At 62.7% G+C, this 26,700-nt stretch carries 23 protein-coding genes; 11 read left to right on the top strand and 12 right to left on the bottom strand.

What is annotated here, in order from left to right; genetic code table 11:
• Position 1: 1 nt before the first annotated feature.
• From BM075_RS07610 to BM075_RS07595, 4 genes are all read left to right on the top strand, one after another.
• Complete coding sequence (locus BM075_RS07610; protein ID WP_093360077.1) at positions 2 to 1,024, top strand: ABC transporter permease; 1,023 nt, start codon at positions 2 to 4, stop codon at positions 1,022 to 1,024.
• A 53-nt stretch (positions 1,025 to 1,077) separates the two neighbouring features.
• Entirely contained in the window at positions 1,078 to 2,010 is a 933-nt protein-coding gene (locus BM075_RS07605; protein WP_245758775.1) for a sugar ABC transporter substrate-binding protein, read from the top strand.
• Between the two features lie 130 nt (positions 2,011 to 2,140).
• Positions 2,141 to 2,350, top strand: a complete 210-nt coding sequence (locus BM075_RS07600; RefSeq protein ID WP_093360075.1) for a hypothetical protein — start codon at positions 2,141 to 2,143, stop codon at positions 2,348 to 2,350.
• 50 nt (positions 2,351 to 2,400) lie between these two features.
• Positions 2,401 to 3,195 carry a TIM barrel protein gene (locus tag BM075_RS07595; RefSeq protein ID WP_093360074.1) on the top strand — a complete coding sequence of 265 codons (795 nt, stop codon included), beginning with the start codon at positions 2,401 to 2,403 and terminating at the stop codon, positions 3,193 to 3,195.
• A 154-nt stretch (positions 3,196 to 3,349) separates the two neighbouring features.
• On the opposite strand, the gene BM075_RS07590 is transcribed toward BM075_RS07595, so the two are convergent.
• The 5 genes from BM075_RS07590 to BM075_RS07570 form a co-directional block, all read right to left on the bottom strand.
• Positions 3,350 to 4,189, bottom strand: a complete 840-nt coding sequence (locus tag BM075_RS07590; RefSeq protein ID WP_093360073.1) for a shikimate dehydrogenase family protein — start codon at positions 4,187 to 4,189, stop codon at positions 3,350 to 3,352.
• 21 nt (positions 4,190 to 4,210) lie between these two features.
• Positions 4,211 to 5,506, bottom strand: a complete 1,296-nt coding sequence (locus tag BM075_RS07585; protein ID WP_093360072.1) for a TRAP transporter large permease — start codon at positions 5,504 to 5,506, stop codon at positions 4,211 to 4,213.
• Entirely contained in the window at positions 5,503 to 6,099 is a 597-nt protein-coding gene (locus BM075_RS07580) for a TRAP transporter small permease (protein ID WP_093360071.1), read from the bottom strand. Before BM075_RS07580 ends, BM075_RS07585 begins: the two co-directional genes overlap by 4 nt.
• Before the next feature lie 32 nt (positions 6,100 to 6,131).
• On the bottom strand, positions 6,132 to 7,142 hold the full coding sequence (dctP, locus tag BM075_RS07575; protein WP_093360070.1) for a TRAP transporter substrate-binding protein DctP: 1,011 nt from the start codon (positions 7,140 to 7,142) through the stop codon (positions 6,132 to 6,134).
• Positions 7,143 to 7,324: 182 nt separating this feature from the next.
• Positions 7,325 to 7,981, bottom strand: coding sequence for a GntR family transcriptional regulator (locus BM075_RS07570; protein WP_093360069.1), 657 nt, complete (start codon positions 7,979 to 7,981; stop codon positions 7,325 to 7,327).
• A gap of 133 nt (positions 7,982 to 8,114) precedes the next feature.
• Between BM075_RS07570 and BM075_RS07565 the strand changes: the two genes are divergently transcribed.
• Both BM075_RS07565 and BM075_RS07560 read left to right on the top strand, forming a co-directional pair.
• Complete coding sequence (locus BM075_RS07565) at positions 8,115 to 8,762, top strand: GntR family transcriptional regulator (protein WP_093360068.1); 648 nt, start codon at positions 8,115 to 8,117, stop codon at positions 8,760 to 8,762.
• A 93-nt stretch (positions 8,763 to 8,855) separates the two neighbouring features.
• The gene (locus BM075_RS07560) at positions 8,856 to 9,914 is read left to right on the top strand and encodes a Gfo/Idh/MocA family protein (protein ID WP_093360067.1); all 1,059 of its coding nucleotides are present in this window, start codon (positions 8,856 to 8,858) and stop codon (positions 9,912 to 9,914) included.
• Between the two features lie 36 nt (positions 9,915 to 9,950).
• On the opposite strand, the gene BM075_RS07555 is transcribed toward BM075_RS07560, so the two are convergent.
• Entirely contained in the window at positions 9,951 to 10,862 is a 912-nt protein-coding gene (locus BM075_RS07555; protein WP_177208275.1) for a LysR family transcriptional regulator, read from the bottom strand.
• A 129-nt stretch (positions 10,863 to 10,991) separates the two neighbouring features.
• On the opposite strand from BM075_RS07555, the gene BM075_RS07550 reads away from it, so the two are divergent.
• From BM075_RS07550 to BM075_RS07530, 5 genes are all read left to right on the top strand, one after another.
• The gene (locus tag BM075_RS07550; RefSeq protein ID WP_093360065.1) at positions 10,992 to 11,933 is read left to right on the top strand and encodes a hydroxymethylglutaryl-CoA lyase; all 942 of its coding nucleotides are present in this window, start codon (positions 10,992 to 10,994) and stop codon (positions 11,931 to 11,933) included.
• On the top strand, positions 11,930 to 12,766 hold the full coding sequence (locus BM075_RS07545) for a sugar phosphate isomerase/epimerase family protein (RefSeq protein WP_093360064.1): 837 nt from the start codon (positions 11,930 to 11,932) through the stop codon (positions 12,764 to 12,766). The genes BM075_RS07550 and BM075_RS07545 overlap by 4 nt, the downstream gene beginning before the upstream one ends.
• 31 nt (positions 12,767 to 12,797) lie before the next feature.
• Positions 12,798 to 14,204, top strand: a complete 1,407-nt coding sequence (locus BM075_RS07540) for an aldehyde dehydrogenase family protein (RefSeq protein ID WP_093360063.1) — start codon at positions 12,798 to 12,800, stop codon at positions 14,202 to 14,204.
• Complete coding sequence (locus BM075_RS07535; protein WP_093360062.1) at positions 14,204 to 16,000, top strand: thiamine pyrophosphate-binding protein; 1,797 nt, start codon at positions 14,204 to 14,206, stop codon at positions 15,998 to 16,000. Before BM075_RS07540 ends, BM075_RS07535 begins: the two co-directional genes overlap by 1 nt.
• 61 nt (positions 16,001 to 16,061) lie before the next feature.
• Positions 16,062 to 17,957: a bifunctional sugar phosphate isomerase/epimerase/4-hydroxyphenylpyruvate dioxygenase family protein gene (locus BM075_RS07530; protein ID WP_093360061.1), complete on the top strand. Its 1,896-nt coding sequence runs from the start codon at positions 16,062 to 16,064 to the stop codon at positions 17,955 to 17,957.
• Positions 17,958 to 17,963: 6 nt separating this feature from the next.
• Here BM075_RS07530 and kdsA read toward each other — a convergent pair whose 3' ends face one another.
• From kdsA to BM075_RS07500, 6 genes are all read right to left on the bottom strand, one after another.
• Positions 17,964 to 18,806, bottom strand: coding sequence for a 3-deoxy-8-phosphooctulonate synthase (gene kdsA, locus BM075_RS07525; RefSeq protein WP_093360060.1), 843 nt, complete (start codon positions 18,804 to 18,806; stop codon positions 17,964 to 17,966).
• A gap of 61 nt (positions 18,807 to 18,867) precedes the next feature.
• The gene (locus tag BM075_RS07520; protein WP_245758774.1) at positions 18,868 to 19,809 is read right to left on the bottom strand and encodes a KpsF/GutQ family sugar-phosphate isomerase; all 942 of its coding nucleotides are present in this window, start codon (positions 19,807 to 19,809) and stop codon (positions 18,868 to 18,870) included.
• Between the two features lie 289 nt (positions 19,810 to 20,098).
• On the bottom strand, positions 20,099 to 22,372 hold the full coding sequence (locus tag BM075_RS07515) for a hypothetical protein (RefSeq protein WP_093360058.1): 2,274 nt from the start codon (positions 22,370 to 22,372) through the stop codon (positions 20,099 to 20,101).
• 10 nt (positions 22,373 to 22,382) lie between these two features.
• The gene (locus tag BM075_RS07510) at positions 22,383 to 24,698 is read right to left on the bottom strand and encodes a hypothetical protein (protein ID WP_093360057.1); all 2,316 of its coding nucleotides are present in this window, start codon (positions 24,696 to 24,698) and stop codon (positions 22,383 to 22,385) included.
• 55 nt (positions 24,699 to 24,753) lie between these two features.
• The gene (locus BM075_RS07505; protein WP_093360056.1) at positions 24,754 to 25,659 is read right to left on the bottom strand and encodes a hypothetical protein; all 906 of its coding nucleotides are present in this window, start codon (positions 25,657 to 25,659) and stop codon (positions 24,754 to 24,756) included.
• 512 nt (positions 25,660 to 26,171) lie between these two features.
• Positions 26,172 to 26,597: an OsmC family protein gene (locus tag BM075_RS07500; protein WP_093360055.1), complete on the bottom strand. Its 426-nt coding sequence runs from the start codon at positions 26,595 to 26,597 to the stop codon at positions 26,172 to 26,174.
• Positions 26,598 to 26,700: the final 103 nt, after the last annotated feature.

The raw sequence follows: 26,700 nt of genomic DNA, 5'->3' as shown, positions 1-26,700 counted from the left end.
CATGGCAACGAAGGACGTAAACGTCGCACCAGCGAGGAGGGGAAGCTCCCTGCGGTTGCCGACGGAAGTCAACATCTTGCTGGTGCTGTTCGGCATTGCGCTGGTTTTTGAAATACTGGGCTGGATCTTCCAGGGGCAGTCATTCCTCGGAAACGTGGCCCGGCTCAAGATCATGATCCTGCAGGTGTCGGTGATCGGGATCATCGCTGTGGGGGTGACGCAGGTCATCATCTCTGGCGGCATCGACCTGAGTTCCGGCTCCATCGTCGGCGCCGTGGCCATGGTGTCGATGAGTTTTGCGCAGTCGAGCGACTACGCCCGCGCCGTCTATCCGGCCCTGACAGACATGCCGGTGATCGTGCCGGTTGCAATCGGCCTCGTCGTCGGGGCCATCGCTGGCTTCATCAACGGCTGGCTGATCGCCTACACCAAGATCCCGCCATTCATCGCCACGCTCGGCATGATGGTGGCGGCCCGCGGCTTTGCCAAATGGTACACGAAGGGGCAGCCGATCTCCTTCCCGACGAAGAGCTTCGCCTTCTTCGGCTCGGGCATGATGCCGGTCATCATTTTCCTCATCGTCGCGGCGATCTTTTACGTGGCGATGAAATATACCCGGTACGGCAAATTCACCTACGCGATCGGTGCGAACCAACAGGCCGCCCGCGTATCCGGCATTAACGTGGAGAAGCAACTGGTGCGGATCTACGTCGTGGCCGGGACGCTTTCGGCCCTGGCCGCCATCGTCGTCGCTGCCCGTGGCCAGACGGCCCAGGCTGGCATGGGGCTGATGTACGAACTCGACGCCATCGCGATGACCGTCATCGGCGGCACGTCGCTGCAGGGTGGGCGTGGTTCAATCCTCGGGACGGCCATCGGCATGGTCATCTTCGGCGTGATCATCTCCGGTTTCACGTTCCTCCGGCTGGACGCGTACTACCAGGAGATGATGAAGGGCGCGATCATCGTCGCCGCCGTTGTCGCCGACACGTATCGCCAGAAACGGCGCACCCCGAAAAACTGAATGTCGTGAAGGGCGGGGCACGTTGCCCCGCCACTAAACTATTGGAGGAAAAAGTGAAAAAATCTATTCTTACCCTATCCCTCGCCGGAGGACTTGCCCTGTCGGCAGGGATGGCCGCGGCCGAAGTGAAGGTTGGCGTCACGATGACCAGCTTCGACAACCCGTGGCTCACCATCGTGCTCAACGGCATTCGCAAGGAGGCCGACACGCATCCTGACGTGACCCTCGCCGTCGAAGATGCCCAGCTCGAAGTTTCGCGGCAGCTCAACCAGGTCGAGAACTTCATCGCGAACGGTGTCGATGCGATCATCGTCAACCCGGTCGATGCCGCAGCGACGCCTCCCATGACGAAGGCTGCGGTCGAGGCGGGGATTCCCCTCGTCTACGTCAACCATCCGCCGCTGGACTACGAGAACCTTCCGGACGGTACCACCTTCGTCGGCTCCGACGAGAAAGACGGCGCGCGGCTGGAGACCGAGGCGGTCTGTGAAGCGCTCGGGGGCGAGGGCAAGGTTCTCCTGCTCATGGGCCCGCTTGAAAACGAGGCGACGATCCTCCGCACGGAAGCCGTCGAAGAGGTGATTTCTCAGGAGCCCTGTACGGGGATGGAGATCATCGAGAAGCAGTCTGGCCGTTGGGAGCGGACAATGGGCCGGGATATCATGACGAACTGGCTGACCATGGGCTTCGACTTCGACGCCGTGATCTCGAACAACGACGAGATGGCAATCGGTGCGATCCAGGCCATGAACTCTGCCGGCGTCGCGAAGGAGGACGTGGTGGTTGCCGGCATTGACGCCACCCCGGACGGGCTGGCCGCGATGGAAGCCGGCGATCTGGATGTGACCGTCTTCCAGAACGGCACCGGTCAGGGTGGGGAAGCCATGAAGGCTGCGCTCTCCATGGTGAACGGTGAAGAGGTCCCGACGAACATCTGGATCCCTTTCGAGCCGGTCACGACCGAGAACATGGACCAGTATAAGTAAACGATTGCGGGGCGCGGCCAGAACGACCCTGGCCGGCCCCCTCCCGAATGCGCTTGTTCGTGGGTGCGTTCTTCCGCACGGCATTCGGACGACCGTGAGCATTCCACGCCGACAAATCGGATCCCAAGCGATGTTCGACTTCGATATCCCCTTCTTCCGCCCGCTTTGGGTGCGCCTGGCCGTGACGGCCATCGCAATCGGTTGGGGGCTGTTCGAACTCGCCTCCGGCTCCGTTGGGTTTGCGATTATCTTCCTGTCCGCCGGGATCTACGCCGCCTACCGCCTGTTCGTCACGTTCGATCCGACCGGAGGCGAGGAGCGGGATGGCGGGCGGGACTGACCCCATCGTTCCCCGCGGCTCCGGCCGACCCTCGATATTTGAGAGGCCCAATGAAATTCGCCATCAACCACATCGCGGTGCCGGAACTCTCCGTCGACGATTTCTTCGCGCTGGCTCGCCGGCTGTGCTGCGATAAGGTGGAGGTCCGCAACGACATGCCCGACGTCATCAGCACCGCCACCCCGGACGACCTGAGGGCCGCCGCCGATGTGGCCGGCGTTGAGATCCTGTCGATAAACGCGCTCTATCCATTCAACGTCTGGTCCGGCGATCTGCCGGAGCGGGCGGTCGGGATGGCCGACTATGCCAAGGCCTGCGGGGCGAAGGCGTTGGTCATGTGTCCGCTGAACGACGGCACGCCGGTTGGCACGGACAGCCTTGTGACGGCGTTGAAGGAAATGGCGCCGATCTTGGAGGAGCGCGGACTGACCGGACTTGTGGAGCCGCTGGGCTTCCCTGTCTCGTCGCTGCGCAGAAAGGCGGAGGCGGTAAAAGCGATCGAGGCCGCCGGCGGTGAGGGTGTCTACAAGCTGGTGCATGACACCTTCCACCACCATCTTGCGGGCGAAACGGAGCTCTTTCCGGACTGGACCGGACTGGTGCACATCTCCGGCGTCGCTGATCCTGATGTCGCAGTCGACCAAATGCTGGACGATCACCGCGTCCTCGTGGACGTGCAGGACCGCTTGGCAAACGTGCCGCAGATCAAGATGCTGCTTGATCGCGGATACACCGGACCCTTCTCCTTCGAGCCCTTCGCCAGGGAGGTGCAGGAACTCCCGAACCCGCAGGCTGCTCTGAAGGAGAGTATGGACTACATTGCCAGGGCGGTGAGCGTCGCCTGACGACGAGGAGATCGTCGTATCCGTTGCGAAGGGGCCGGAGGGGCGTCGGTGTGCACCCCTTCGTCCACAGCTTGAACTGGGCCACGTAGGCTTCCTGTTTTATTCAGCGTTTTCTCGCCGTGCATTCGGTGGGGGGCACACTACACCTGCAGGATCACGCGGGCGCGGTATCGGCCGCAAGACGGCGTCGAAGGGCGTCGTGATCGGATACGGGGACGCCGGTGAATATCTCGAAGGCATCCACGCCCTGGAAATAATAGAGCTCGTACCCCGAGAGGAACGCCGCCCCAGCGGCCTCAGCCTGCGCCTTGAAGGGGGTGTCGACGGGCGTGTAGACGGCGTCGAATGCCCAGCGGGCCGTCGGAAAGGTCCCTTCTGGAACCGGTGTTCCGCCGTAGCCGACCATGCCGAGGGGGGTGGCATTGACGACCCCGTCAGCGGCGGAAAGGTCCGCAAGCGTGCCGGCTCGCGCCACGCTCTCGCCGGCGCCTGTGTTCAGATTGTCGATCAACGCCCGCGCCTTCGTCGTGTCCGGTTCAATGAAAACGATCTCCCGCGCGCCGAGCCGTTTCAGGGCGAATGCGATTGCTTTGCCGACCCCGCCAGCGCCGAACATCACCACCGAGCCGGGCTCCGCCGTGCCGAAGGTGTGACGCCAGGCGCTCATGAACCCGGTGAAATCGGTGTTGTTGCCCTTCGGCCCCTCGGCGGGAAATTTGACTGTATTGACAGACCCAATGCGAGCGATGTCCCGGTCGTCGACCGTGACCTTAGCGACGACCCGTTCCTTATAGGGCAGGGTGACGTTCACCCCGGTCAGACCGGCGTCGCGAACATGCTCGAACACCTCGTTGAAGGTGAGCCCCATGTCTTTGGGGATAAAAAGGTCGTAGCTCACGTCGAGACCGGTCATCTCCCCGCAGTAGCGGTGCAGCGCCGGCGCCCGCGAGGCCTTGATGTTGTCCCCAATCAATCCCAGCCGGATCTTCGTCATGGTCGCTCCTTGCGCGGTAGGTCAGCCCTGATAGCCAAGCTGCCGCGGAAGAAAGAGCACCAGGTCCGGAAAAAGGATCAGCACCAGCAGCGCGAGGATCAGAACGAATAGGAAAGGCAGAACCTCCCGGATGATTTCGCCCAACGGAATGCGTGTGACCGCGTTGATGACGAACAGGAGGATGCCGTAAGGGGGCGTGATCAGCCCGATCATGCAATTGACGACGGCGACGACCCCGAAATGAACGAGGTCGATGCCGAGCGTCTGACAGCTCGGCAAAAAGAGCGGGATGATGACAAGAATGATCGTCGTCGCGTCTAGCAGGCAGCCCAGCAGCAGGATCAGGATGTTGACCCCGATGAGGAAGACGAGGGGGGAGACGTCCAGCCCGACCAGGGCATTCGCCATCATGTTCGGAATGTTCTCGGAGGCGACGATGTAATTCAGGATCAGCGCGCCGCCGATCACGAGGCCGACCGCCGCCGAAGACCGGGCGCTTTCGACCAGTATGCGGTAGAAAGCACGCAGCGACAGCGCGCGGTAGAAGAGCGCGGCCAAGAGAAGGGCATAGAACGCCGCCACCGCCGCTGCTTCCGTGGGCGTGGTGACGCCGCCATAGATGCCGTAAAGCAGGATGGCGGGCATCAACAGCGCCGGGAAGGCGTTGAACGTCAACCGGGGCAGTTCCGACAGCGGAACGGCGTCTTCAATCCCGAAGTTCCGCCGCGTCGCGATGAAGTAGTTCATCGCCATCAGGACAGCTCCCATGAACAGCCCCGGGATGATGCCGCCGAGGAACAGGAAGCCGATGGAAGTGTTTGACACCAGTGCATAAAGCACCATCGGGATCGAGGGCGGAATGATCGGGCCGATCGTGGCCGAGGCCGCGGTGATCGCCGCCGCGTATCCCCGGGTGTAGTGGCCGGACTTGACCATCATGTCGATGACGATCTTGCCGATGCCGGCCGCGTCAGCGACGGCAGACCCGGACATGCCGGAAAAGATCAGTGAGGCCACGACATTGACATGTCCCATCCCGCCACGGAAGCGGCCAACCAGCCCTATGCAGAACCTTAGGAGCCGGTCGCTGATGGTGCCGGCGTTCATGATGTTGGCCGCGACGATGAAGAGCGGCACCGCCAGCAGGATGAAGCTTTGGTACAGCCCGTCCATCAGGATCTTGCCGGCGACCCCGATGCTTTGACCGGCCACGGCGAGGTAGACGATGGACGCCAGCAGAATGGAATAGGCGACCGGCGTCCCGATCCCGGCGAGGAAGAACAGGGTGAGCAGGCAGGAGGCGAATTCGAGCGTCATTTCGGCGCGCCGGGCTCCTGGGTGTGGGTGGCGTCATCGGCCACCTGTTCAAGAAGGTGCTTCTCCGGGTCGCCGCCGTGCCGGAATGCCCAGAAGGCACGCCAGCCGTACCGGACGGCTACGATCACAAGAAAGGCAATGTAGATGGAATAGACGCCCCGCATCCTGAGATCCGGGCCGAAGATCTGATCGAGCGTCGCGGTCCGTTTCAGGCGGAGGATCGCGAATTTCCCCCACGTCGGTTCGACGGACGCCAGGAGGCCCACGCAGACGGCGATGCCGGAAATGATGACGAACCACTTCCGCACCTTTGGCGAGACGCCGGTGTAGACGATGTCGAACACCACGTGGTCATGCTGCCGGACGATGAAGGAATTGCCCCAGAAGACGATCCAGACCCACATGAGTAGGCAAAACTCCAGCGTCCAGCCGTAGCGGTTCGGATCGAGCAGGGGCACTGCATCTGCCACCCAGTCCAGACGGGCGGTGTAGCGGATGGCGATTTGAATGATGAAGGTCGCGAACATGGCGGCCATGAACATGGCCGCCACGAATTCGGTCGCACGGGAGAACCACTTGGTGATGGAGTCCATGACCCGTCCCTCCCGTGCCGCGGCGCGTGGCGTCAGTTGCCGAGCGCGTTGATTTTCTCGAGAACACCTTCCGGCCAGGTCTCGGCGTATTCGCTCTCAAGGTACATTTTCTGCACATGTTCCCGGAACGCGGCCACGTCGGGTTCGTAGACCTCCAGACCTTGCTCTTCGAGGAAGCTCACGAGTTCCTCTTCTTTCTGAAGCTGGTTCTGGCGGGCCATCTCGGCTGCGGCATCGGCCGCTTCCTGGACCGTTTGCTGTTGCTCCGGCGTCAGGCTGTTCCAGGCTTCCAAGGAAAGCGCGATGTAGTTCAGGTCCACGAGGTGCGACGTCAGCACGATTTGGTTCGTCACTTCGTAGAATTTCGCATCGACCACGGTCGGCAACGGGTTGTCCTGTCCGTCTACGGAGCCGGTGGACAGCGCAGTGTAGACCTCGGTGAAGGCCATCGGTGTCGGGTTGGCGCCAAGCGCCTTGCCGAGGAACTGCCACGCGTCCGTGCCGGGCATGCGCAGGTTCACGCCGGCCAGATCATCGGGGGTCATGACGGTCAACTCGGCCTTCGGCTGGCGCAGGTTGACCTGGCGGCGACCCAGATACATGACCGAGAGCAGCTTCACGCCAAGTTCGTCTTCGACCTTCTTCTTGAACGGATCCATCAACGGATCATGGAAGACCGCGACCTGATGGGCGGCGTCTTGGTGGACGTAGCCTGCGGTGAAGATCGAGAACTCGGGGAAGAACGTCGCAAGCTCCTGAGCGGAAGTGATGGACATTTCCAGATCGCCCGATGCGATCGCTTCCAATTCGGCACCCTGGCCAAAGAGTGTGCCGTTCCAGTGCGGTTCGAAATCAGCGAATTCGGACACCATCGGGCCGAACTTCTCCAGCATCGCAATGGATCTCTGGTCGCTTTCCGACTGAACGGCCGACAGGCGCAGCTTGACCTTGTCCTGGGCGAAAGCGCCGGTTCCGGTCGAGGCCACGACCGCGACGGCCGCGACGGTTGCCAGGAATCCTCGGCGGGCAAATTTGAATGTCATGGACTCTCCTCCCTGTACGCTTCGCCCCCTCGTTCGGGGACGTGGTTACACATCCTTCCCATTGCGACGCCAAATATCAACAGATTACTGCGCCGAGCGTGCACTTTTTTACAATGGCCGACTAGGCGAATTTTAATCGATTATTTTTCATATCATCGGTTTGATGTCGTTCTCCGCACGTCTTACTTGCGAATGGCCGACAATGCGTGCTCGACGCCACTGGTGATATGACGTGTTAGAATTTGCCGAGCCTTCTGCGTATCTTTCACCAACGCGGCCTCCAATAGTTCGCGGTGCTCGCGCTCAGCCACCTCCCCGCGGTAGCTGAGATAGAGCATCTGGTACCGCAGGTATTTGTCGAACACGGTGCCATGCAGGGCCATCAGTTCTTCCGAGCCGCAGGCGCTGATGAGGGACTGGTGAAATTCCCAGTCGTAGCGTTTCCAGATTTCCACCACGCTCTGGTCGCCGGAGGCGCGGCGTTGTTCCATGCGTTGCAACCGATGATGAGCGGCGATGACACCGGCCTCCCATTCGGTCCCGCCGGTGATTATGGACTGCTCGAGAGCATGATTTTCCAACAGGATTCGCAGATCGGCCAACTCCCGCAAGCCGCTTTCGGACATTGGCGCGACGGAAAATCCGTACTGCTCGCGCGCGAAAACAAAACCTTCGGACGCCAATCGGTTGAGCACCTCCCGCACCGTGGAGACGGAGGCGTCGTACCGGGCACGAAGGTCCGTGGCCTTAAGTTTCTCTCCCGGCTTCAGTCGGCCGAAGACGATATCGCTTCGGATCACATCGTAGAGGGACTGCCGCCTTATTCGTTTTTCTTCCATGGGCTTCAAAACTGAGTTGCGGGTGCAGGTTGGCCCAAGGCAACGTGTATCACAAGGGAATGCGACAGATCGCTTGAGGAAAATCGATTACTATGCCAGCTTTCCTGCGATCGACCATGTCTGAAAGCTCCGCATGACGGCAGACCCTTCCCCATCGCGGCCCAAGCTGACCCGCGCCAGCAACGTCTCCCTCGCGCTCAAGCAGTCCATTCTCGACGGGGCGCTCGAGCCGGGTGCGCGGGTCAATCTCGACGCGCTGCGTAAAGAGTACGGCGTCTCGCTATCGCCCATGCGGGAGGCGATTTCGCGGCTGGTGGCGGATTGGCTGGTGGTATTCGAGGATCAGCGCGGCTACCGGATCGCGCCGATCTCGCAGGAGAATCTCGCGGAGGTCACGCGGCTCAGGGCGGACCTTTCAGCACTCGCCCTCAGCCATGCCATTGCCGGGGCGGATCTGAACTGGGAAAGCAACGTGATGGCGGACTTGCACCGTTTGACGCGCGCTGAGCCTGCGGACGCATCCACGGCCCGCAACCGGCTCCAAGCCGCACTTGTGGACGGTTGCGGGATGGCAATGCTGCAGGAAACCTGCGCCCGTCTTGGCGACCTGCATCGGCGCTATGCCCGAATACTGGACGATCATCCGCCGCCTGCCGAAAACGAGGAACTTGCCGACGTCGCCAATGCGGCGGTGGCGCGCGATGCGGAACTGGCGCCGGCGCTCCTGCGGCGGCACATCGAGAGGATCGGAGCCCGCTTGAGTCGCCAGATGGCGACGTGACGGGCGTCACTGGTGACTGCGAAAGACGAGGGAGAAGACCATGGGTTTTGTGTGCATCGAGGTAATCGTGCTTTTGCCGGCGGGAGGCTGATCATGGCACATCCCACACGTTTGGCGGTGGCAGGCACCGGTCTGATCGGGCTGCGCCACGTGGAGGCGATCCTAAAGGCCGACGGTGTCGAGTTGGCCGGAGTCATGGAACCCAACCCAGAGGTCCGGGCGCATGCGGAGGCTCTGGGGGCCAAAGGGTATGCCTCGCTCGACGAGCTGCTTTCGGAGGGAGGGGCGGACGGTGTCATCGTTGCCGTTCCCAACCAGCTCCACGAACAGGTTGCCGGCACCTGCATCGACGCGGGCCTGCCCGTGCTGGTGGAAAAACCACTGACGGACGACGTGGCCGCGGGCGAGCGTCTTCTCGCCAGAGCGGGCGAGGCAGGCGTTGCGGTGCTGACCGGGCACCACCGGCGGCACAATCCCCTCATCCGGAAAGCTCTGGAAATTGTCAGGAGCGGCGAACTGGGCGCGCTTTCCACGGTGCAGGCGCAGACGTGGTTCCTGAAGCCCGACGACTACTTCGACGCCGAGTGGCGGCGGAAGAAGGGGGCAGGGCCGGTCTATCTCAATCTGATCCACGACATCGACCTCTTGCAGGCGCTTTGCGGCCCCGTTGCGCGCGTTCACGCAATGGAGTCGAACGCCGTTCGCGGCAACGAGGTGGAAGAGACGGCGGTGGTTCTGCTCCGTTTCGCAAGCGGGCTGTTGGGAACGGTCAACGTTTCGGATGCGGCCGCCGCCCCTTGGAGTTGGGAGTTGACCGCACGGGAGAACGCCCATTATCCGGCCACGGCCGAGAACTGCTACTGGATCGGCGGCACGCGCGGCTCGCTGGCTTTGCCCAACCTGGCCGTCTGGCACCACACGGACGACCGGGGGTGGTGGGGACCCATAGGATTCACCAAGCCGATCTTCAGCTTCGAGGACCCGCTGGTCCTTCAGGCCGCGCATTTCGGGGCGGTGATCCGCGGGGAGGAGGCTCCCATCGTCAGCGGTGCGGACGGACTATCGGCGTTGAAGGTGATCGAGGCGGTCAAGCTATCCGCCGCGACGGGTAGCAGCGTTGATTTAGACGACGTGTCCAGGGACGGTGTCTGATCGGGACGGGTTCCGCCCCTTGAGCCGCGCCAGACGTCATCCGCTGCTTCGCGTCGCCGCGACCAGGTTCATCTCGGCCCGGAGCATTTCGATCATGGCTTCAGCGAAGATCGAGCGCGGCTCGTCCGCCTTTAGCGCGGCATAGGTGCGGAAGACCGTCGGCTCGGCAATCGGCCGCACCTCTATCCCCGGCTGACGGGCCGGACCGGCAAGCGACAGCTCGTCCATGACCGCCACGCCCATTCCCTGCCCGACGAGTGCGGAGATCATCTCGCCGGTGCGGGCCATGATCGCATAATCCACGTCGAGGCCATTCTGCCGGAACGGCTCGTGGAGTATGCGCCCGTAAGGGTCGTCGCGCCCGACACCGATGAGCCGTTCCGAGACAAGGGATTGCAGGGACACCATCTCCTTCTCCGCGAACCGATGGCCTGCGGGAAAGATGGCCATCAGGCGTCCGCTGTAGAGCGGTTGCATGAGCAGGCCCGGGTGATCGAGCTTGTAGCTGAGCGCAGCCACTTCCCCCCTGCGCAGCAAAAGGTAGTCAATCGCCTCCTCGATCTTGATCGTATTCAGGCTCAGCCGCAGATCGGGGAAGCGGCGCCGCAGGCGGGTCACGGCCGCCGGGAAGACGTGGTGCGCGATGGAGGGAACGGCTGCGAAGGCGGCCACCCGCCCGCCGCCGGATTTCAGGGCCTCGATGGACGTCTGCAAGTTTTCTACCGACTGAAACACCGCCGAGACCTGCGCGAAGATGTCCCGCGCCTCGTCGGTCGGGGCATAGCGGCCGTGGGTCCGCGAAAACAGGCGAATGCCAAGCTGGGCTTCGGTGTGTTTCATAAGCCGGCTGATTCCGGGCGCCGAGACGCCGAGAAGCTCGGCGGCCCCCTTCACCGTTCCGGCCATCGTGATCGCGCGGATCACTTCGATTTGTCTCAGTGTCAGCATGGGGTTTTCCTTGACGGAAGTTAACATCATGTTTGCCGAACTGCAAAAGCCGGTATTCGTGATATTCTTCTCAATGCGTATACTGTTCGGACCGGACCATTTGGGCCGGAGCACGAGAAGGGGAGGGCGATGTACGACTTCGAAGGGGACGTACTGATCGAGGACGAGTTCCTGCGGGACGGACTTCAGAACGAGAAACGCCTGTTTTCCCTGGACGAAAAGCTCGGGTTCGTGGCCGCCCTTGAATCGGCCGGCGTGCGTCGCATACAGTTGGGGTCCTTCGTGCATCCAAAGTGGGTGCCGCAGATGGCCGACACCGACGAGCTTTTCTCCCGCATCGATCCCAAGGCGGGCGTGGTCTATTCGGCGCTCGTGCTCAACAAGGCTGGCCTGGAGCGGGCCTTGGCGGTGGGGGTGAGGCACCTGTCCATTTCCGTCTCCGCGTCGGAGACGCATTCCCGCAAGAACACCAATCGCAGTGTTGACGAGGCCCGCGCGGCCATCGTTCCGGCGATTGAGAAGGCTCTCGGGGAAGGGATCGCCGTGCGCGCCGGCATCCAGTCCGCGCTTGGCTGCGGCTTTGAGGGCAGGATCGACCCGGATCGCGTGGCGGAAATTGCTCGCGAATTCGCTCAACTTGGAGTGGGCGAGATCAACATCGCCGACACCGCTGGCCTCGCCAATCCGCGGCAGGTCTACGCCCTCTGCTCGCGGCTGAGGGCCGAGGTCGGGGAGGGGGTACGCTTGTCCCTGCACCTGCACGACACGCGCGGGCTGGGGCTCGCCAACATGGTCGCGGGGTTGCAGGCCGGGGTCCGCATTTTCGACGCCGCGCTCGGTGGGCTGGGCGGCTGTCCCTTCGTGCCGAAGGCAACCGGCAATATCGCAACCGAGGACGCTGCCTTCGCCTGCGCGCAGATGGGGCTGGAGACCGGAATCGACTGGCAGGCGCTCACCGCCCCCGTTGCGGAGGCCGAACGTCTCCTCGGGCGGACCCTTCCCGCGCGCATCAGCCACGTGCCACCGCCGCCGTGGGAGCACGACCGCCGCGAGACGGAGGAAACCGTATGAGTCACAAATATTCCCTCGCCTACCTGACCGTGCCGGGCGTCACGCCCCCGGAGCAGACCTACATCGCGGCCCGCGCCGGCTACGAGTACGTCAGTTACCGGCTGTTCCATCTCGGTGTCGCCGGAGAGCCTGACATCGATCCGACCTCGCCGCAGGTGATCCGCGAGTCGAAGCAGGCGCTGGCCGACACTGGCGTGAAGTGTTTCGACATCGAACTGATGCGCATCCTGCGGAGCATCCAGCCGCGCGATTTCCTGCCCGCTTTCGAGGCCGGAGCAGAACTTGGCGCGCGGCACGTGATTTCCTCGGCCTGGACGGACGTGCGGAATGACCGCAACTACATCGTCGAGACATTCGCCGAGATCTGTGATCTGGCGGAGCCATTCGGCCTGACGGTGAACCTCGAATTCCCCGCCTTCTCGCGCCTTACGACGTTGGAGGAAGTGCTGGACATCCTCGAACGCACCGGGCGGCGCAACCAGGGCGTGCTGGTGGACACGCTTTACATGCACTTCAACAAGGCTCCGCTAATGGCGCTGGAGCGGGTGCCTGCGGAGTGGATCAACTTCCTGCACATCTGCGACGCGGAGGACCTCGCCTTCACTAAGGACGAGATGATCCGTATCGCACGCGATGCCCGGCTTTATCCCGGTGAGGGGGCGATCGATTTCTCGTCGGTCAACTACATGTTCCCGAACCTGCCGCTCTCCATCGAACTGCCGCACGCCGCCCGGATGGCGGAGTTCGGCCCCGAACAACACGCTCGAAACTGCATCGAAGCAGCCCGCGCCGTCTTTGACGGTGGCCAGCGGCGCAAGGTGCACCCGGCTTGATGCCGGGCTCATAGAATCAGGAGGAAACCACATGGCCCGTGATATTACACAGGAAGAGATCGACACCGTCGACGCAATGCTTGCCCGCGCCCGGCAGGCGATGGAGCAGATCAAGGACTACGACCAGGCGCAGGTGGACCGGCTGGCCCAGGCGCTCGGCTGGAACTGCGGCAACGAGACGACGTTCGTCCGCATCGCCCAGATGGGTGTGGACGAGAGCGGCATTGGCGACCGGGCGGGGCGGGCCGGCAAACGGTTCAAGATCCTCGGTGTCCTACGCGACGCCCTGCGCCAGAAATCCGTTGGCGTGATCGAGGAGGACCCGGAGAAGGGCCTGACCAAGATCGCCAAGCCCGCCGGCGTGATTGCCTCCCTCATCCCCACGACGAACCCGGAACTGACCCCCCCGGTCACCGGCATCTATGCCATCAAGTGCAAGGACGCGGTCATCTTCTCGCCCCACCCGCGGGCGAAGGCCACGACGTTCGAGATGGTTCGCGTCATGCGCGAGACGCTGAAGAAGCTTGGGGCGCCGGAGGATATCTTTCAGTGCGTCGAGAAGCCCTCGATTCCGATGACGAACTACCTGATGAGCCAGTGCGACCTGACGCTCGCCACCGGTGGCAAGCCGATGGTGCAGGCGGCCTATTCGTCGGGCAAACCGGCCTACGGCGTGGGCGCGGGCAACTCCACCATGGTGATCGACGAGACCGCCGACATTGCCGAAGCGGCGATGAACTCCCGCATCTCCAAGATGTCGGACTTCGGCTCCGGCTGCTCCGCCGACGGCAACCTCATCATCGTCGATCAGGTCTACAACCAGATGAAGGACGCCCTGATCGCCGAGGGTGGCTATCTTTGCAACGCCGAGGAAAAGGCGCTGTTGGAGAAGGCGCTGTGGGACGACGAGGGGCGCCGGACGATCAACACCGTGGCCGTCTCTGCGCAGACGATCGCGGGGATCGCCGGGTTCGATCTGCCGGAGGACCGGAAGTTCATTATGGTCGAACAGGACGGCATCGGGAAGGAGCACAAGTTTTCCTCCGAGAAACTGTCCGTGGTCATGGCGCTCTACCGTGCGAAGGATTTTGACGACGCGTTGCGCATGGTTCGCGAAATATTCGACGTCGGCGGCAAGGGCCACTCCTGCGGCATCTATTCCTTCGACGAGGAGCGCATCCTCCGTCACGCCCAGAACGCGCCGGTTTCCCGCATCATGGTGCGCCAGCCGCAATCCAAGGCCAACGCCGGCAGCTTCGAGAACGGCATGCCGATGACGTCCTCGCTCGGCTGCGGGATCTGGGGCGGCAACATCACCAACGAGAACGTCTCGCTCAAGCACTACATGAACATCACCTGGGTGGCGCGGCCGATCCCGATGGACCGGCCGTCCGACGAGGAGCTTTTCGGCGAGTTCTACAACACGGAGGTCATGTGATGGCCAAGGACAACATCGCCCCCGGCAAGGACCTGAACGCCAACCAGCTTGTGCGCTACCTGGAGCGGCGCGGGGTGGAGCACATCTTCGGCCTGTGCGGGCACACCAACATCGCGGTGCTTTCCGCGATGGCCAACAGCAAGCTGCGGTTCATCAACGTGCGCCATGAACAGATCGCAGCCCATGCCGCCGACGGTTACGCCCGGGTGACGGGCAAGGCCTCGGTCCTGCTCTCGCACCTCTCGCCGGGACTGACCAATGCGGCGACGGGCGTGGCCAATGCCGCGCTCGACTGCATCCCGATGGTGGTGATCGCGGGCGACGTGCCGTCCTACTACTACGGCAAGCACCCCCACCAGGAGGTGAACCTGCACAGCGACGCCGCCCAATACGAGATCTACCGTCCCTTCGTGAAGCGCGCTTGGCGGGTCGACACGCCGGAGCTGCTGCCGGAGATCATGGAAAAGGCGTTCCTGCTGGCTGAGAGCGGCCAGCCCGGCCCGGTGCTGGTGAATGTGCCGATGGACTTGTTCTCTGCCGAGGTGGACGTGGCGTGCTGGGATCGGCTGCGTGGTAGCACGCGTGCACTCGTCAAACCGGCGATTGACGAGGAGACGGCGCGGCAGATCATCGCCAATCTGGCCGATGCGGTGTCGCCCGTGCTTTACGTCGGTGGCGGGGTGGCGCTCTCGCGCGCTTATGACGAGCTGCGGGACTTCGTTGATCACATGCAGATCCCCGTCAGCCATTCGCTGATGGGCAAGGGCGTTCTGCCCGACGATCACCCGCTGGTGCTCGGCATGACCGGCTTCTGGGGAATGAAATTCACCAACGAGCAGACGCTGAAGGCGGACTGGATCCTGGCCCTCGGCACCCGGTTCAAGGAAGCCGACAGCTCCTCATGGTATCCGGAGTACACGTTCAACATCGGCGAGGGAGCCACCAGGCTCATCCACATCGACATCGAGCCGCAGGAGATCGGGCGCAACTACCCGACGGAGATCGGCGTGGTGGCGGACCTGAAGGCGGCGCTGAAGGTGCTGAACAAGGTGGCCCGCGAAATGCTGCCGGAGGGGCGCAAGGCGCCGGGGTTGGACGAGAAGATCGCCGCCGAGCGGACGGCCTTTGCCGAGAAGAACACGGAGATGCAGACCTCGGACGCCTATCCGATGATGCCGGAACGCATTCTGGCCGACCTGCGCGCCGCAATGCCGCGCGATGCGATCCTCACCTCCGACGTCGGCTGGAACAAGAATGGCGTGGCGCAGCAGTTCGACATCTACGAACCCGGCTCGATCCTGATCCCCGGCGGCTTCGCCACCATGGGCTTCGGTCCCCCGGCGGCCATCGGGGCCAAGATTGCGGCGCCCAGGCGGGTTGTGATCTCGCTTGTTGGGGACGGCGGCTTCGGTCAGAACCCGGCCATGCTGGCGACGGCGGTGGCGGAGAACACGCCGGTGATCTGGATCATCATGAATAACAATGCTTATGGCACCATCGCCGGTTTGCAAAAGGCGAACTATGGCCTGACCCACGGGACGACGTTCCCCAAAGCGGCGAGCCCGGCGGAGCAGACGCCGGACTATGCGGCAATCGCGCGTGCCTACGGTTGCGAGGGGGTGCGGGTGACGTCCGCGGACGGCTTCAAGCCGGCTCTGGAAGCGGCCATCGCCAGCGGCAAACCTACCGTCATCGACGTGGCGATGGTCAATAACCCAACTCCCACCTCGGGACACTGGAACATCCTCGACATCTACTCGCCCGACGGTAACGTGGGCCACGTATCGACGGATTGACCGGCCACGCAGCGGCGCGGCCCTGGGCGCGCCGCCGCATCGCCGAAGAAGGGACCACGCGATGAAGACCTCCATAGCCACCGTTTCGATCGCCGGCGATCTCCGCGACAAGCTCGCAGCCATCTCCCAGGCGGGGTTCGACGGGATCGAGATTTTCGAACAGGATTTCATCGCCTACAGCGGGTCGCCGGGAGAAATCGGCGAGATGGTCCGCGATCACGGTCTTCGGATCGACCTGTTCCAGCCGGTGCGGGACGTCGAGGGCCTGCCGGAGCCGCTGCGCGCGAAGGCCTTCGACCGGATCGAGCGGCGCTTCGACCTGATGGAGGAGCTTGGCACCGACTTGCTGCTCGTCAGCTCCAGCACCCACGCCCAGAGCCTCGGCGGCGTCGACCGTATCGCCGCCGACTTTTCCGAGCTTGGCGAAAGGGCCGCCGCGCGGGGAATGCGCATCGGCTATGAGGCGCGGTCCTGGGGGCGGTTCGTGTCGGACTATCGCGACGCGTGGGAGGTGGTGCGGCGCGCAAACCACCCGGCCGTGGGGCTCATCCTCGACAGCTTCCACACGCTTGCCAAGAAGGTCGACCCGGAAGGCATCCGGTCGATCCCCGCCGACAAGATCTTCCACGTGCAATTGTCCGACGCGCCGATGATCGCGATGGATCTGGAGTACATGTCCCGCCATTTCCGCGTCATGCCGGGGGAGGGGGACCTGCCTGTTCTGGACTTCCTGCGCGCCGTCGCGGGCACGGGCTATGACGGGGTGTTCAGCCTGGAGATTCTGAACGATCAGGTGCGCGGCAGCAGTGCTCGGATCGCCGCGTTGGATGGCTATCGCTCTCTGCTCTACCTCGCCGATGAACTCAATCGGTCGGAGCCAGCCTCGAAGATCGACGTGCCGGAGATGCCGGCCAAGGGTCGTGTTCATGGCGTGGAGTTCGTGGAGTTCTCGGCCTCCGACGCCGAGGCAGAGACGCTCGGCGGGATGCTCCACACGCTTGGCTTCTCGCCGGTCGCGCAGCATATCGCGAAGTCGGTGACCCTTTGGCGGCAGGGCGACATCAACATCGTAATCAATACCGAGCAGGAAGGTTTCGCGCATTCCTCCTACGTCATGCACGGCACCAGCGTCTGCGACGTGGGGCTGATGGTGGAGGACGCCGGCGCCACGGTGGAACGCGCCCGCGTGCTCGGCGCCAACCTGTTCTCCCAGCCCCTCGGCGCGGGCGAGCTGGACATTCCCGCCGTGCGGGGCGTGGGCGGGTCCGTGCTGCATTTCCTTGACCAGGAGTCGGAGCTCGGAAAGGTCTGGGAGAAGGAATTTCGCTCCCTCGAACCCGACGCCGCGGCGACGCCGGCGGGCCTCAACCGGATCGACCACCTCGCACAGGTGATGAAGCACGAGGAGATGCTGACCTGGGCGCTGTTCTACACCTCGATCTTCGAAATCGAGAAGGCGCCGGCAGTGGATGTGCCGGACCCGAACGGCATCGTGCATTCGCGGGCACTGCAGAGCACCGACGGGGCGATCCGGCTGACGCTGAACGGAGTGGACACACATCGCACCTTCGCCGGTCGTTTCGTGTCCGACAGCTTCGGCTCCTCGGTCCAGCACATCGCCTTCGCGACCGACGATATTTTCGCGACCGCCCGGCAGCTGGCCGACAACGGCTTCGAGAGCCTGCCGATCCCGAAGAACTACTATGCCGATCTGGAATCCCGGTTCAGCCTTGACGACGAGACCGTTGCCGATCTGAAGGCTGCCAACATTCTCTACGACGAGGACGGAGCGGGAGGGGCCTACTTCCAGCTCTACTCGCGCCCCTATGGCGACGGCTTCTTCTTCGAGATCGTTGAGCGCCGGGGCGGCTACAATGACTATGGCGCGCCGAATGCGGCCTACCGGACCGCCGCGCTCAAGCGGCTGTCGCGGCCAGCGGGTGTTCCCCGCCACTAACCGCCGCTACCCCCGGTTGTCGGCGGAGGCCTTCGTCAGGTCGTCCAAGGCCCGCAGTTCGCCAATCAGCGTGGACATCCGGTCGATCGGCACCATGTTCGGACCGTCGCTCGGCGCGTTGTCTGGGTCTTCGTGCGTCTCGATGAACAGGGCCGACACGCCGACGGCACACGCCGCGCGCGCCAGCGGCGCCACGAACTCCCGCTGCCCGCCCGAGGCGCCCCCCTGACCACCCGGCTGCTGCACCGAGTGGGTGGCATCGAAGACGACCGGCCAGCCTGTCTCGGCCATGATCGGCAACGCGCGAAAATCGCTGACCAGCGTGTTGTAGCCGAAGGACGTTCCGCGCTCACACAGCAGGATGCTCTCGTTGCCAGTCGACGCCACTTTTGCGGCCACGTTGGCCATGTCCCAGGGCGCGAGGAACTGCCCCTTCTTGATGTTGATCGCCCGTCCCGTTTCCCCCGCCGCCAGCAATAGATCCGTCTGCCGGCACAGGAACGCAGGGATCTGGAGCACGTCGCACACTTCGGCCGCCGGCGCGCATTGGCCTTCGTCGTGCACGTCTGTCAGGACCGGGCAGCCAAATTCCTCGCGAATGCGACCGAGAATTTCCAGTCCCGTCTCCATCCCGAGGCCGCGCTTGCCGGAGAGCGAGGTCCGGTTGGCCTTGTCGTAGCTGGCCTTGAAAATCAGTTTCGTGCCGGTCGGGGCACAGGCCTCCAAAAGGCGCTCGGCCAACATGCGCGCATGCGGCAGGCTTTCCAGTTGGCAAGGCCCCGCGATCAGGGCGAAGGGTTCCCGACCGCCGACGGCGATGTCTCCAACGGTGACTGTTCTGGTATTCATGGCTCTTCTCGCATGTGTCCGTTGTCCCCCGCCTGAGGCTGTCGGTCAATCTCGCCCGACGTTACGCGACGCCCGCCCGCAGCAGATCGTGAATGCCAACCACCCCGATGGGCCGCCGCTGACCGTCAATGACGAGCAATGCAGTCACCTTGCGCTCGTTCAGCAGCGCCATGGCCTCTGCGGCCAGCATCTCCTCCCCGACCGTCACCGGGCTGCGGGTGGCGATTTCTCCCGAGGTGCGGGTCAGGAGGCCATCCATGTTGCGCCGAAGGTCGCCGTCGGAAATCACGCCGGCGAGCCGGCCGTCCGCGCCCACCAGGGCCGCGATGCCGAACCCCTTGGAACTCATGACGATCAGCACCTCCTGCATCGGCATGTCTTCCGGCACCAGGGGCAGGGCCTCCGGCCCGTGCATCAACGTGCCGATACGCGCGAGTTGCGCCCCGAGTTTACCGCCGGGATGCAGTCGCCCGAAGTCTTCCGGTGCGAATCCGCGCGACTCCATCAACGCCATCGCCAACGCGTCGCCGAGGGCGAGGGACATCGTTGTGGAGGTCGTGGGCGCGAGGCCGATGAGGCAAGCTTCCGGCGCGTCCGGCAACAGCAGCCGAAAATCCGCCGCGCGCATCAGGGTGCTGTCGGGGGCACGGGAGATCCCCACAATGGGAACGGAGAACCGCCGCGCGTGAGCGATCAGATCCCCCAGTTCCGCGGTCTCGCCAGAGTTGGAGATCAGTATACAGATATCCTTCGCCGTGATCATCCCGAGGTCGCCGTGGCTGGCCTCCGCCGGATGAACGAAATGGGAGGGCGTCCCGGTTGAGGAGAGGGTGGCGGCGATCTTCTGCGCGACGTGACCCGATTTGCCCATCCCCGAAACGATCACGCGGCCGCTGTTGCCCAGGATCACCTCGACAACGGACGCAAAGTCCTCCGGGAGCTCGCTCTGCAACCGCCGCAAGGCGTTGCTTTCAGTGTCGAGAACCCGCTTCGCGACCGCCACCGGGTCCACCGATGGAAGGGTGTGTGTTGGAGATTTGGACCTGGTCACCTTGCCCCCATCAGACTGCCGGAAAGCGACCTCTCGAAAGTGCGCCGTCAATCTTCCGCCCATTCAGCGACCGGCCATAGCCCGGCAGCTATCTGTTCGAGGGGACATCTAGACCAAGCCGACTCTGCTCTCAAGAACCGTGGCTGGAAATACGAGACACGGCCCCCGCCAAGAGCAGGAGCCGTCGAATGGAACCGGTTGGCACGGGCACAGCAGGCCGGAACCCCCGGTTTGCGTAACTTCATGCGGCCGAGGAATTTGGCATGATCGCGCCGCGCCATCCCTCGATGTCTGCCGTTACCCAGTTGATCCTCTCCGGGGAGGCCAGAGTTACGGCGATCTGGAGGTAATTCCGTCCGCCAGCATCTTCGGCCCAATTGTTACAGCCCTCGGCTTCGACATTGGTCTTGAAGTGCGGTGTGACCGTCACGTCGGAGATGTCGAGATCCGCGACCTTGCTATCGAAATCGCTGATTGGGGTGATCTCCGCGGTGTTGTTCGTCGTGTGCATCGAGACGTGGAACACCGCCTCCGAGTAATCGACGTTCGTCCCGGCGCGAATCGTCAGGCGGATGTTCGCTCCACCCTCGTCCACCGTGTCTTGAGTGAAGGGCCGGTAGAGGAAGGTCAGCGTATACGGCGAGGCGTCGGTGAGATCTTCGGCCAGCTTGGCGATGACATGGGACTTCGTGAGCTGCCCGACGGCAGGATAGAAGTTGAGCTCGATGCACTCCGTTGCGGCTTGACGCGTCACCTTGCCGCCCGAGGTATAGGCCGGAAATCCGGTCGCATCGACGGCAAGCTCGAAGGTGTCCGCGGCGGCATTCGCCACCGTGAAATAGCCCCCGATCCCGGGCATGTCGCCACCCCAGACCCAGACCACGTCGCCATCCGTCAACCCATGCGCGCCAGCCGTGATGACCGCAGGGGTCGTCTGGGTGATGGAGGTGATGTCGAGTGTGGGCGCGTCGGAGCGGTAATGAGACACCATCGGGACTGTCTCCGGAAGCCGCTGCTCGACCTTCAACTTGTCGTTCTTACGGCCGACCGTCCGGTTGAGAAAAACGCAGGCCGGATCGAAAGTGACCCGCGTTTGATCCGCCTCGAACCGGTTTCCCCGCGTCTCCCAGACCCGGATGCGCTCAAAGGTGTTCCGGCCGTCCTTGCCGAAGGCGATCGTCGCATGTGGAGCATAGAAATCCGACACGCGGCGGGTGTACTTTCGCGCATAGGGCAGCCATTGGTCCTTAAGCAGCGGCGCACAGGTATTGACCGTGCCCGCCGGCGCGACGCTCGTTGTACGGCAGTGCTCGACGGTCTCTCCCAGACCCCTCAGGTCGAACCCGGAGAGCGCATCGTCGGAAACGCCATCGGTAATATTCCGAAAGATTCCGCCCGTGTTGGACCGAGATTGGACAAGCCCCTGCGTCTGGATCCCGATCACGTTTTCCACGACGCAATCTTCGGACCAGGCACTCATGTCGCAATGCCCAACGCCCTTGACCGCGGCGTCGCTGAAGCGGCACCCGAAACTCGAAGACAAGCTCGGTGCATAACGGGCGTTCGAGATATTGAGCGAGATCTCGACCCCGTAGCAGCGGCTCACGGTCGGACCCTCAGTGAAGGCGCTGTCCGTGCCCGCCACGGCACCGCCCGAAAAGGAGCCGTTCCTCATGCTGCCATCCGTCAGGGCGAAATAGCCGAACGCCGTTCCGCCGGTCTCGTCGGCTGCGCCGATGACGTCGATCCCATCCATGTGGCACTCGGCCGGCCAATGGGCCAGCACCTGGTGATTGGTGTCGGTAGGGTCATGTGGCCAGCGGAAAGGCTTGTTCACCCATACGGTCGCCCCATCGATCCGGGTGATCCGTCGTAGGTCGATCTTGTCGTCGTTCCATTCCGTCTCAAGGTTCTCGTCGCACCGGAAAAGGAGCAGATCTCCAACTTCGAGCCCGGTGACATCCTTGAGAACGCATTCGACCTCCTCGGCCTCAACGCGCTCTGCCAGAGATGTCGTCAGGAAGGAGGCCGTGCGGATCGAGAATGCGCCGTTGGTCTGGTGCAGCTTGGTTGCCCCGGTGCCCCGGAGCGTGAGCTTTTGCCCCCGCGTCAGGTCCCGCTGGACCTCGCCCTCCAGCCGGTACACGCCGCCCGGGATTAGCAAGGTTCCGACGCCACTCCGCAGGACCACATCGAGGGCCGCATTCAGAAGATCCGTCACATCGTCCGCGCCCGTGTCGTCCGGACCCCAGGCGCCGAAACTGAAGCAGGCGTCATTCTCCGGCAAGACGTAAAGCTTCGCTCCGCCGGCGGTGGTCAGGTGAGGATCCGAGGCGGCGGATGCCGCGCCGATGTACCAATGTCCGGACATGGGAACGGCGACGAGCTCGCCCTCGGCGATCGCGTCGGTGGCGTTCAGGAGCTCCGCGACGGAAGAATAGGTCTTGCGCAGTCCCGTCGCGTTGAGTTTTGCGCGAACGGAATTTGCGGGTTCATGGTTGATGATCTTGGGCATCGTATTGGTCCTATCGGAAAGCAATCACGTCATCGCGCAGGGGAGAATTCCTCCAGTCCTCGACCTCAACCTCGAGCCAGTCGACGGCTTCGGCCGCAGTCACCGTGACGGAAAACGCGATGAAGTAGCGGGCGCCAAAGTCTCCCGGCCAGAAGGAGGTGCCCTCCGCGGTCACCTCGCTTTGGAGGTGGCGGGTGGCGGACACGTCCGTGATGTCGAGCGCGCCATTGTCGCTGTCGAAGTCGCCGATCTCCGTGAGTATCGCGCTCGAGGGGTTCACCTGGTCGTAGCCGACATGAAATCGGCGCTCTGACAGGTTGGCGCCCGATCCGGCCCGGAAGGTGAAGATCGCATTGCGTCCCTGTTGATCGATGTTGTCCTGATGGTAGGCGCGGTAGGTGAATTCCCTGGTGTAGGACGAACTCCCCGTAAGACCCTCCGCCAGTTTGGTCAGGAAGTGCATCTTGCCGAGATGGCCCGTCGCCGGGTGTGCGCCGGCGTTGATACAATCGACCTCTTCCTGCCGCGTGACCTTGCCGCCGGAGCTGTAAGGCGCGACGGGCGCGGTATAATCAAACGGCGTGCCGTCGAGCGACATAACCTCGAATGTGTCGGCGCTCGCGTTGGCGACCCGTGCATGCGTCTGCATCTGGTAATGTTCGCCGCTGCCGTCATAGATCCAGACCACATCGCCGTCAGTCAGACCATGTCCGGCCGCCGTTACGACGGCTGGCGATGCTTCCGAGATGGCGTCGATCGCGACTGGGTCCGCGTTGGAGCGATAATGCTTCACGAACGGAACGATCACTGGACCACGCTGCTCGTTGGCGTCCTTGTCCGGAGCCGCAGCCGCATCCGTCGTGCGGGATACGCAGCTCGGGTCGATGAAGATCCGGGTGTGCGCCGCCTCGTTCCACTGGCCCTTGATGTCATGCGACCGGACGTTCTCATAGATGTTCCAGCCGTCCTTGCCATGTCTCATCGTCAGGCGTGGCGCGTAGTAGTCGGAGACGCGACGAATGTATTTCGTGCATTGGGGCAGCCATTCCGACTTGATGAGCGGGGCACATGTGTTGGACTTTCCCTGCCGCGCAACGCTTACGGAGCGGCAGTGCTCGATGGTCTCTCCCAGCCCGCGGAGGTCATAACCCGCAAGTATGTCATCCATCAGGCTGTCGGTGATGTTGCGAAAGATGTTGCCGGTGTTCGGATGCGACTGCACCACGCCCTGTGTCTGCAAACCGATGATGTTCTCGAAAACGTTGTCTTCCGACCATGAGTTCGTGTCGAAGTGCCGGATGCCCTTCACGGTCGCGTCGTGATAGCGGCACCCGTATGAAGCGGACACATGCGGGCAGTACCGCCCGTTGGTGATGTCCCAGGACAGATGGACCCCGACGCAATTCACCAGATGCGGCCCGTCCATGAAGATGCCGCCGGTCCATCCGACGGTCTTGCCCGTGTAGGACCCGTCGGAGAGCGTGCCCCCGGTGAGGCGGCTGAGGACGACCTTAGGCGCGCCATAACTATTGCCATCGGAAAGGAAATGGATCCCGCTGATGTTGCCCTCCGCCGGGGAGAACACGTTGACACGGTGGCCAGTCTCCGCCGGATCGTGCGGCCAGCGGAACGGCTTATGGACCCAGAGCTTGTTGCCCTCGATCTTGATGACACGCCGAATGTCGAGTTTGTCGTAGTTCCAGCCGGTTTCCAGCGAAACATCCGCCGCAACGACAAACGTATCGCCGACCTCGATCCCGGTCACATCCGTAAGGAGCGCGTATCGATCCTCCTCGCCTACAGCCTCTGCAAGGGTCGTTGTCAGGAACTCCTCGCCTTGGATCGAGAACCCGCCGGCCGCCATGTAGATCGTCGTGGCCCCTGTGCCTTTCAACGTGAACCGCTGATCGCGTGTCAGAGCGGCGCCGGCCTTGTTCCGGAACAGGAACGTCCCGCTGGGCATCAGGACGACCGGAGTGTCACTGCTTTGGAGAGCCACCTGTATCGCTGCATCGACTTCCGAATGACAGGGAACTTGGCCCGTGGGATCCAGCCCCCAGGCGCCTGCATGCCAAACCCCTTTGCTGCGCGGCATGACATGAAGGCCAGAGCCGGAGGCCATGGTCAGGTGCGGGTTCCCGGCCCCCGGTTTGGCGCCGACATACCAATGCCCAAGCGCGGGCACACCGACAATCTCCCCCTCCCGAACCGTGTCCGAAGAGGCGAGCATCTCGGCCACACTGCCATATGTCTTGTGAAGCCCGGTGGCGTTCAGGATCTTCCGAACGTCGCCAAGTACATCAATCGCGGCGATCGTTTGCATCATTCGATCCAGTTCTGTTCATCGAACCAGAAACCGTTGTCATCCCAACGGCCTCTGCTTAGGAAAAAGGGGTAGGATACCGCACCTCCAGCGCGGTCTTTTCACCGTCCGTCAGCGGCCGGTTGATGATGAGAGCTTGCGAGAAATCGGACGAAATCACCTGAGCCTGAGCCAAGGTCAGCCCTTCAGTGAAGCTCCATCCATCAAGGGGGTGGTGTAGCGCGACGGTATAGGCCGTCTCCGTGGTGTAAGCCGTGCCATCGCTGGATGTCCCGCGCAGGGTCACCGGCAGCACATCATCGACCCCGTCGAATTGGACATGCGGGCCTGCGTCGATGTCGCCGAGCATCGTCTGATAGGTCGGTCGCAACGCTGCATCGGTCTGATGGCTATGGTTGCCCAACACCTTCTTGAGCGAGAATCCGGAGACAGTACCTGCGGTGATACGCTCTCGGAACCAAAGATACCCACCGGCATCCTTTATCATTCGGAGTCTGGTGTTGAGCCCCAGCTCCGAGACGAAATTGTCCGAAATCGTGTAGAAGCAGTCTACCCACTCATACCCAGCTCCCGAAACATACTCATCCACGTTGACCTGGCACTGAAAGAGATCGCCAATACGTTGGTTGTCGGCAAAATTCTGGCCGTAAATCTTCAGGTTCTGGTAGCTGTTGGCGATGCTGGTGTAAGAGCCGTCGCCGTTGTCCGTCCAGGCGCCGGTATCGAACACGTCGAACCCGTGAAACTCATCCGGTCCAAGCTTCATCGATTGGCTCTGGTCGATCAACCCGCCAACGGTGTCGCCGTATTGGGAAGGAAAATTGAAGCATTCATCCGGGTAGATTGAAGACGCGACAACGGCATCGAAGAATGCCCCATCTTCACCGTTGGCGAATAGGGTCGCAGGATGAAACGGAATTGCAGAAAGTTTCGAACGGTCCGGTTCGCGGAGCGGGAAGCTCATGAAACAGTGTACGACGCTTCGTGAATACGTCATTGAACCGGCCTCACCGCGGGATTGGTGGCGGATGCGACGCAAGAATCAGAAATAATTTTATAATTTCCATCTGGTTGGGGTGGTCCGAACCCCCATGCGATCGGCCCGCGTTCCACCGCCGTCCAGCTTCCGCCCCCTGTTGCCGGCAGCGCGGGCGACGTTCCCCAAACTTCCACGGTCATACGATGCCTCCTGTCTTTCACCGCGGAGACATTGCTGAAAAATGGCTTAAATAGTTGCCTTCACGCCAAACCTGTTCGACACGAAATATTAACGAATTGCGGCTTTCGCGCTTCCCGGTTGTCTATTTTTAACCTTGATGTGGAGTTTTGCTCTATTGTTTCGGTAATCTTTTAAGTGAATTGCAAAAATAAATGGCGCGGCCATCAAGTGCCCGCGCCATTCGTCAGGTCATGGCTATTTCGGTCCGTCCCAGCGTGGTTATTGCAGCTTAGGAATGTCGAACCGAAAAATTCCGATCACGTCTCGACAGTCAGGTCCAGGCTGATATCGGCGGTCAAGGATTGCGAGATGGGGCAGCCCTCTTTCGCCTTGGCGGCGATTTCACGAACCTTCGCCTCGTCAGCGCCCGGTACCTTCGCCACCGTGGTGAGCTTGATGGCGGTAATTGCAAACCCGTCGCCCTTCTCGCCAAGCGATGCGGCTGCGGAGGTCTTCACCGATTCCGGATTCAAACCAGCTGACGCCAGTTCGTTCGACAGCGCCATCGAGAAACACCCTGCGTGGGCGGCTGCAACGAGTTCTTCGGGGTTCGTGCCGGGCTCGTCCTCGAACCGGGTCTTGAACGAGAAAGCCAGATCAGTGAACGCGCCGGAGGTCGAACTCATCGACCCTTTCCCCGACTTAAGGTCGCCATACCATTCGGCGGATGCGGTGCGGGCCATCGTGAATTCCTTTCGTGAGGTTATTTCTGGTGCACACGCCCTAAGCTAGCGACGCCTGCCCATCAGGCAAGTCCGCGCCGGCCGTAACCGGACGCCCGCTCGA

The sequence above is a fragment of the Tropicimonas isoalkanivorans genome (assembly GCF_900112335.1).
In the GTDB taxonomy this organism is placed as follows: Bacteria; Pseudomonadota; Alphaproteobacteria; order Rhodobacterales; family Rhodobacteraceae; genus Tropicimonas; species Tropicimonas isoalkanivorans.
The sequence above is the reverse complement of the archived record's forward strand: the minus strand, read 5'-3'. Positions and strand labels throughout refer to the sequence as shown.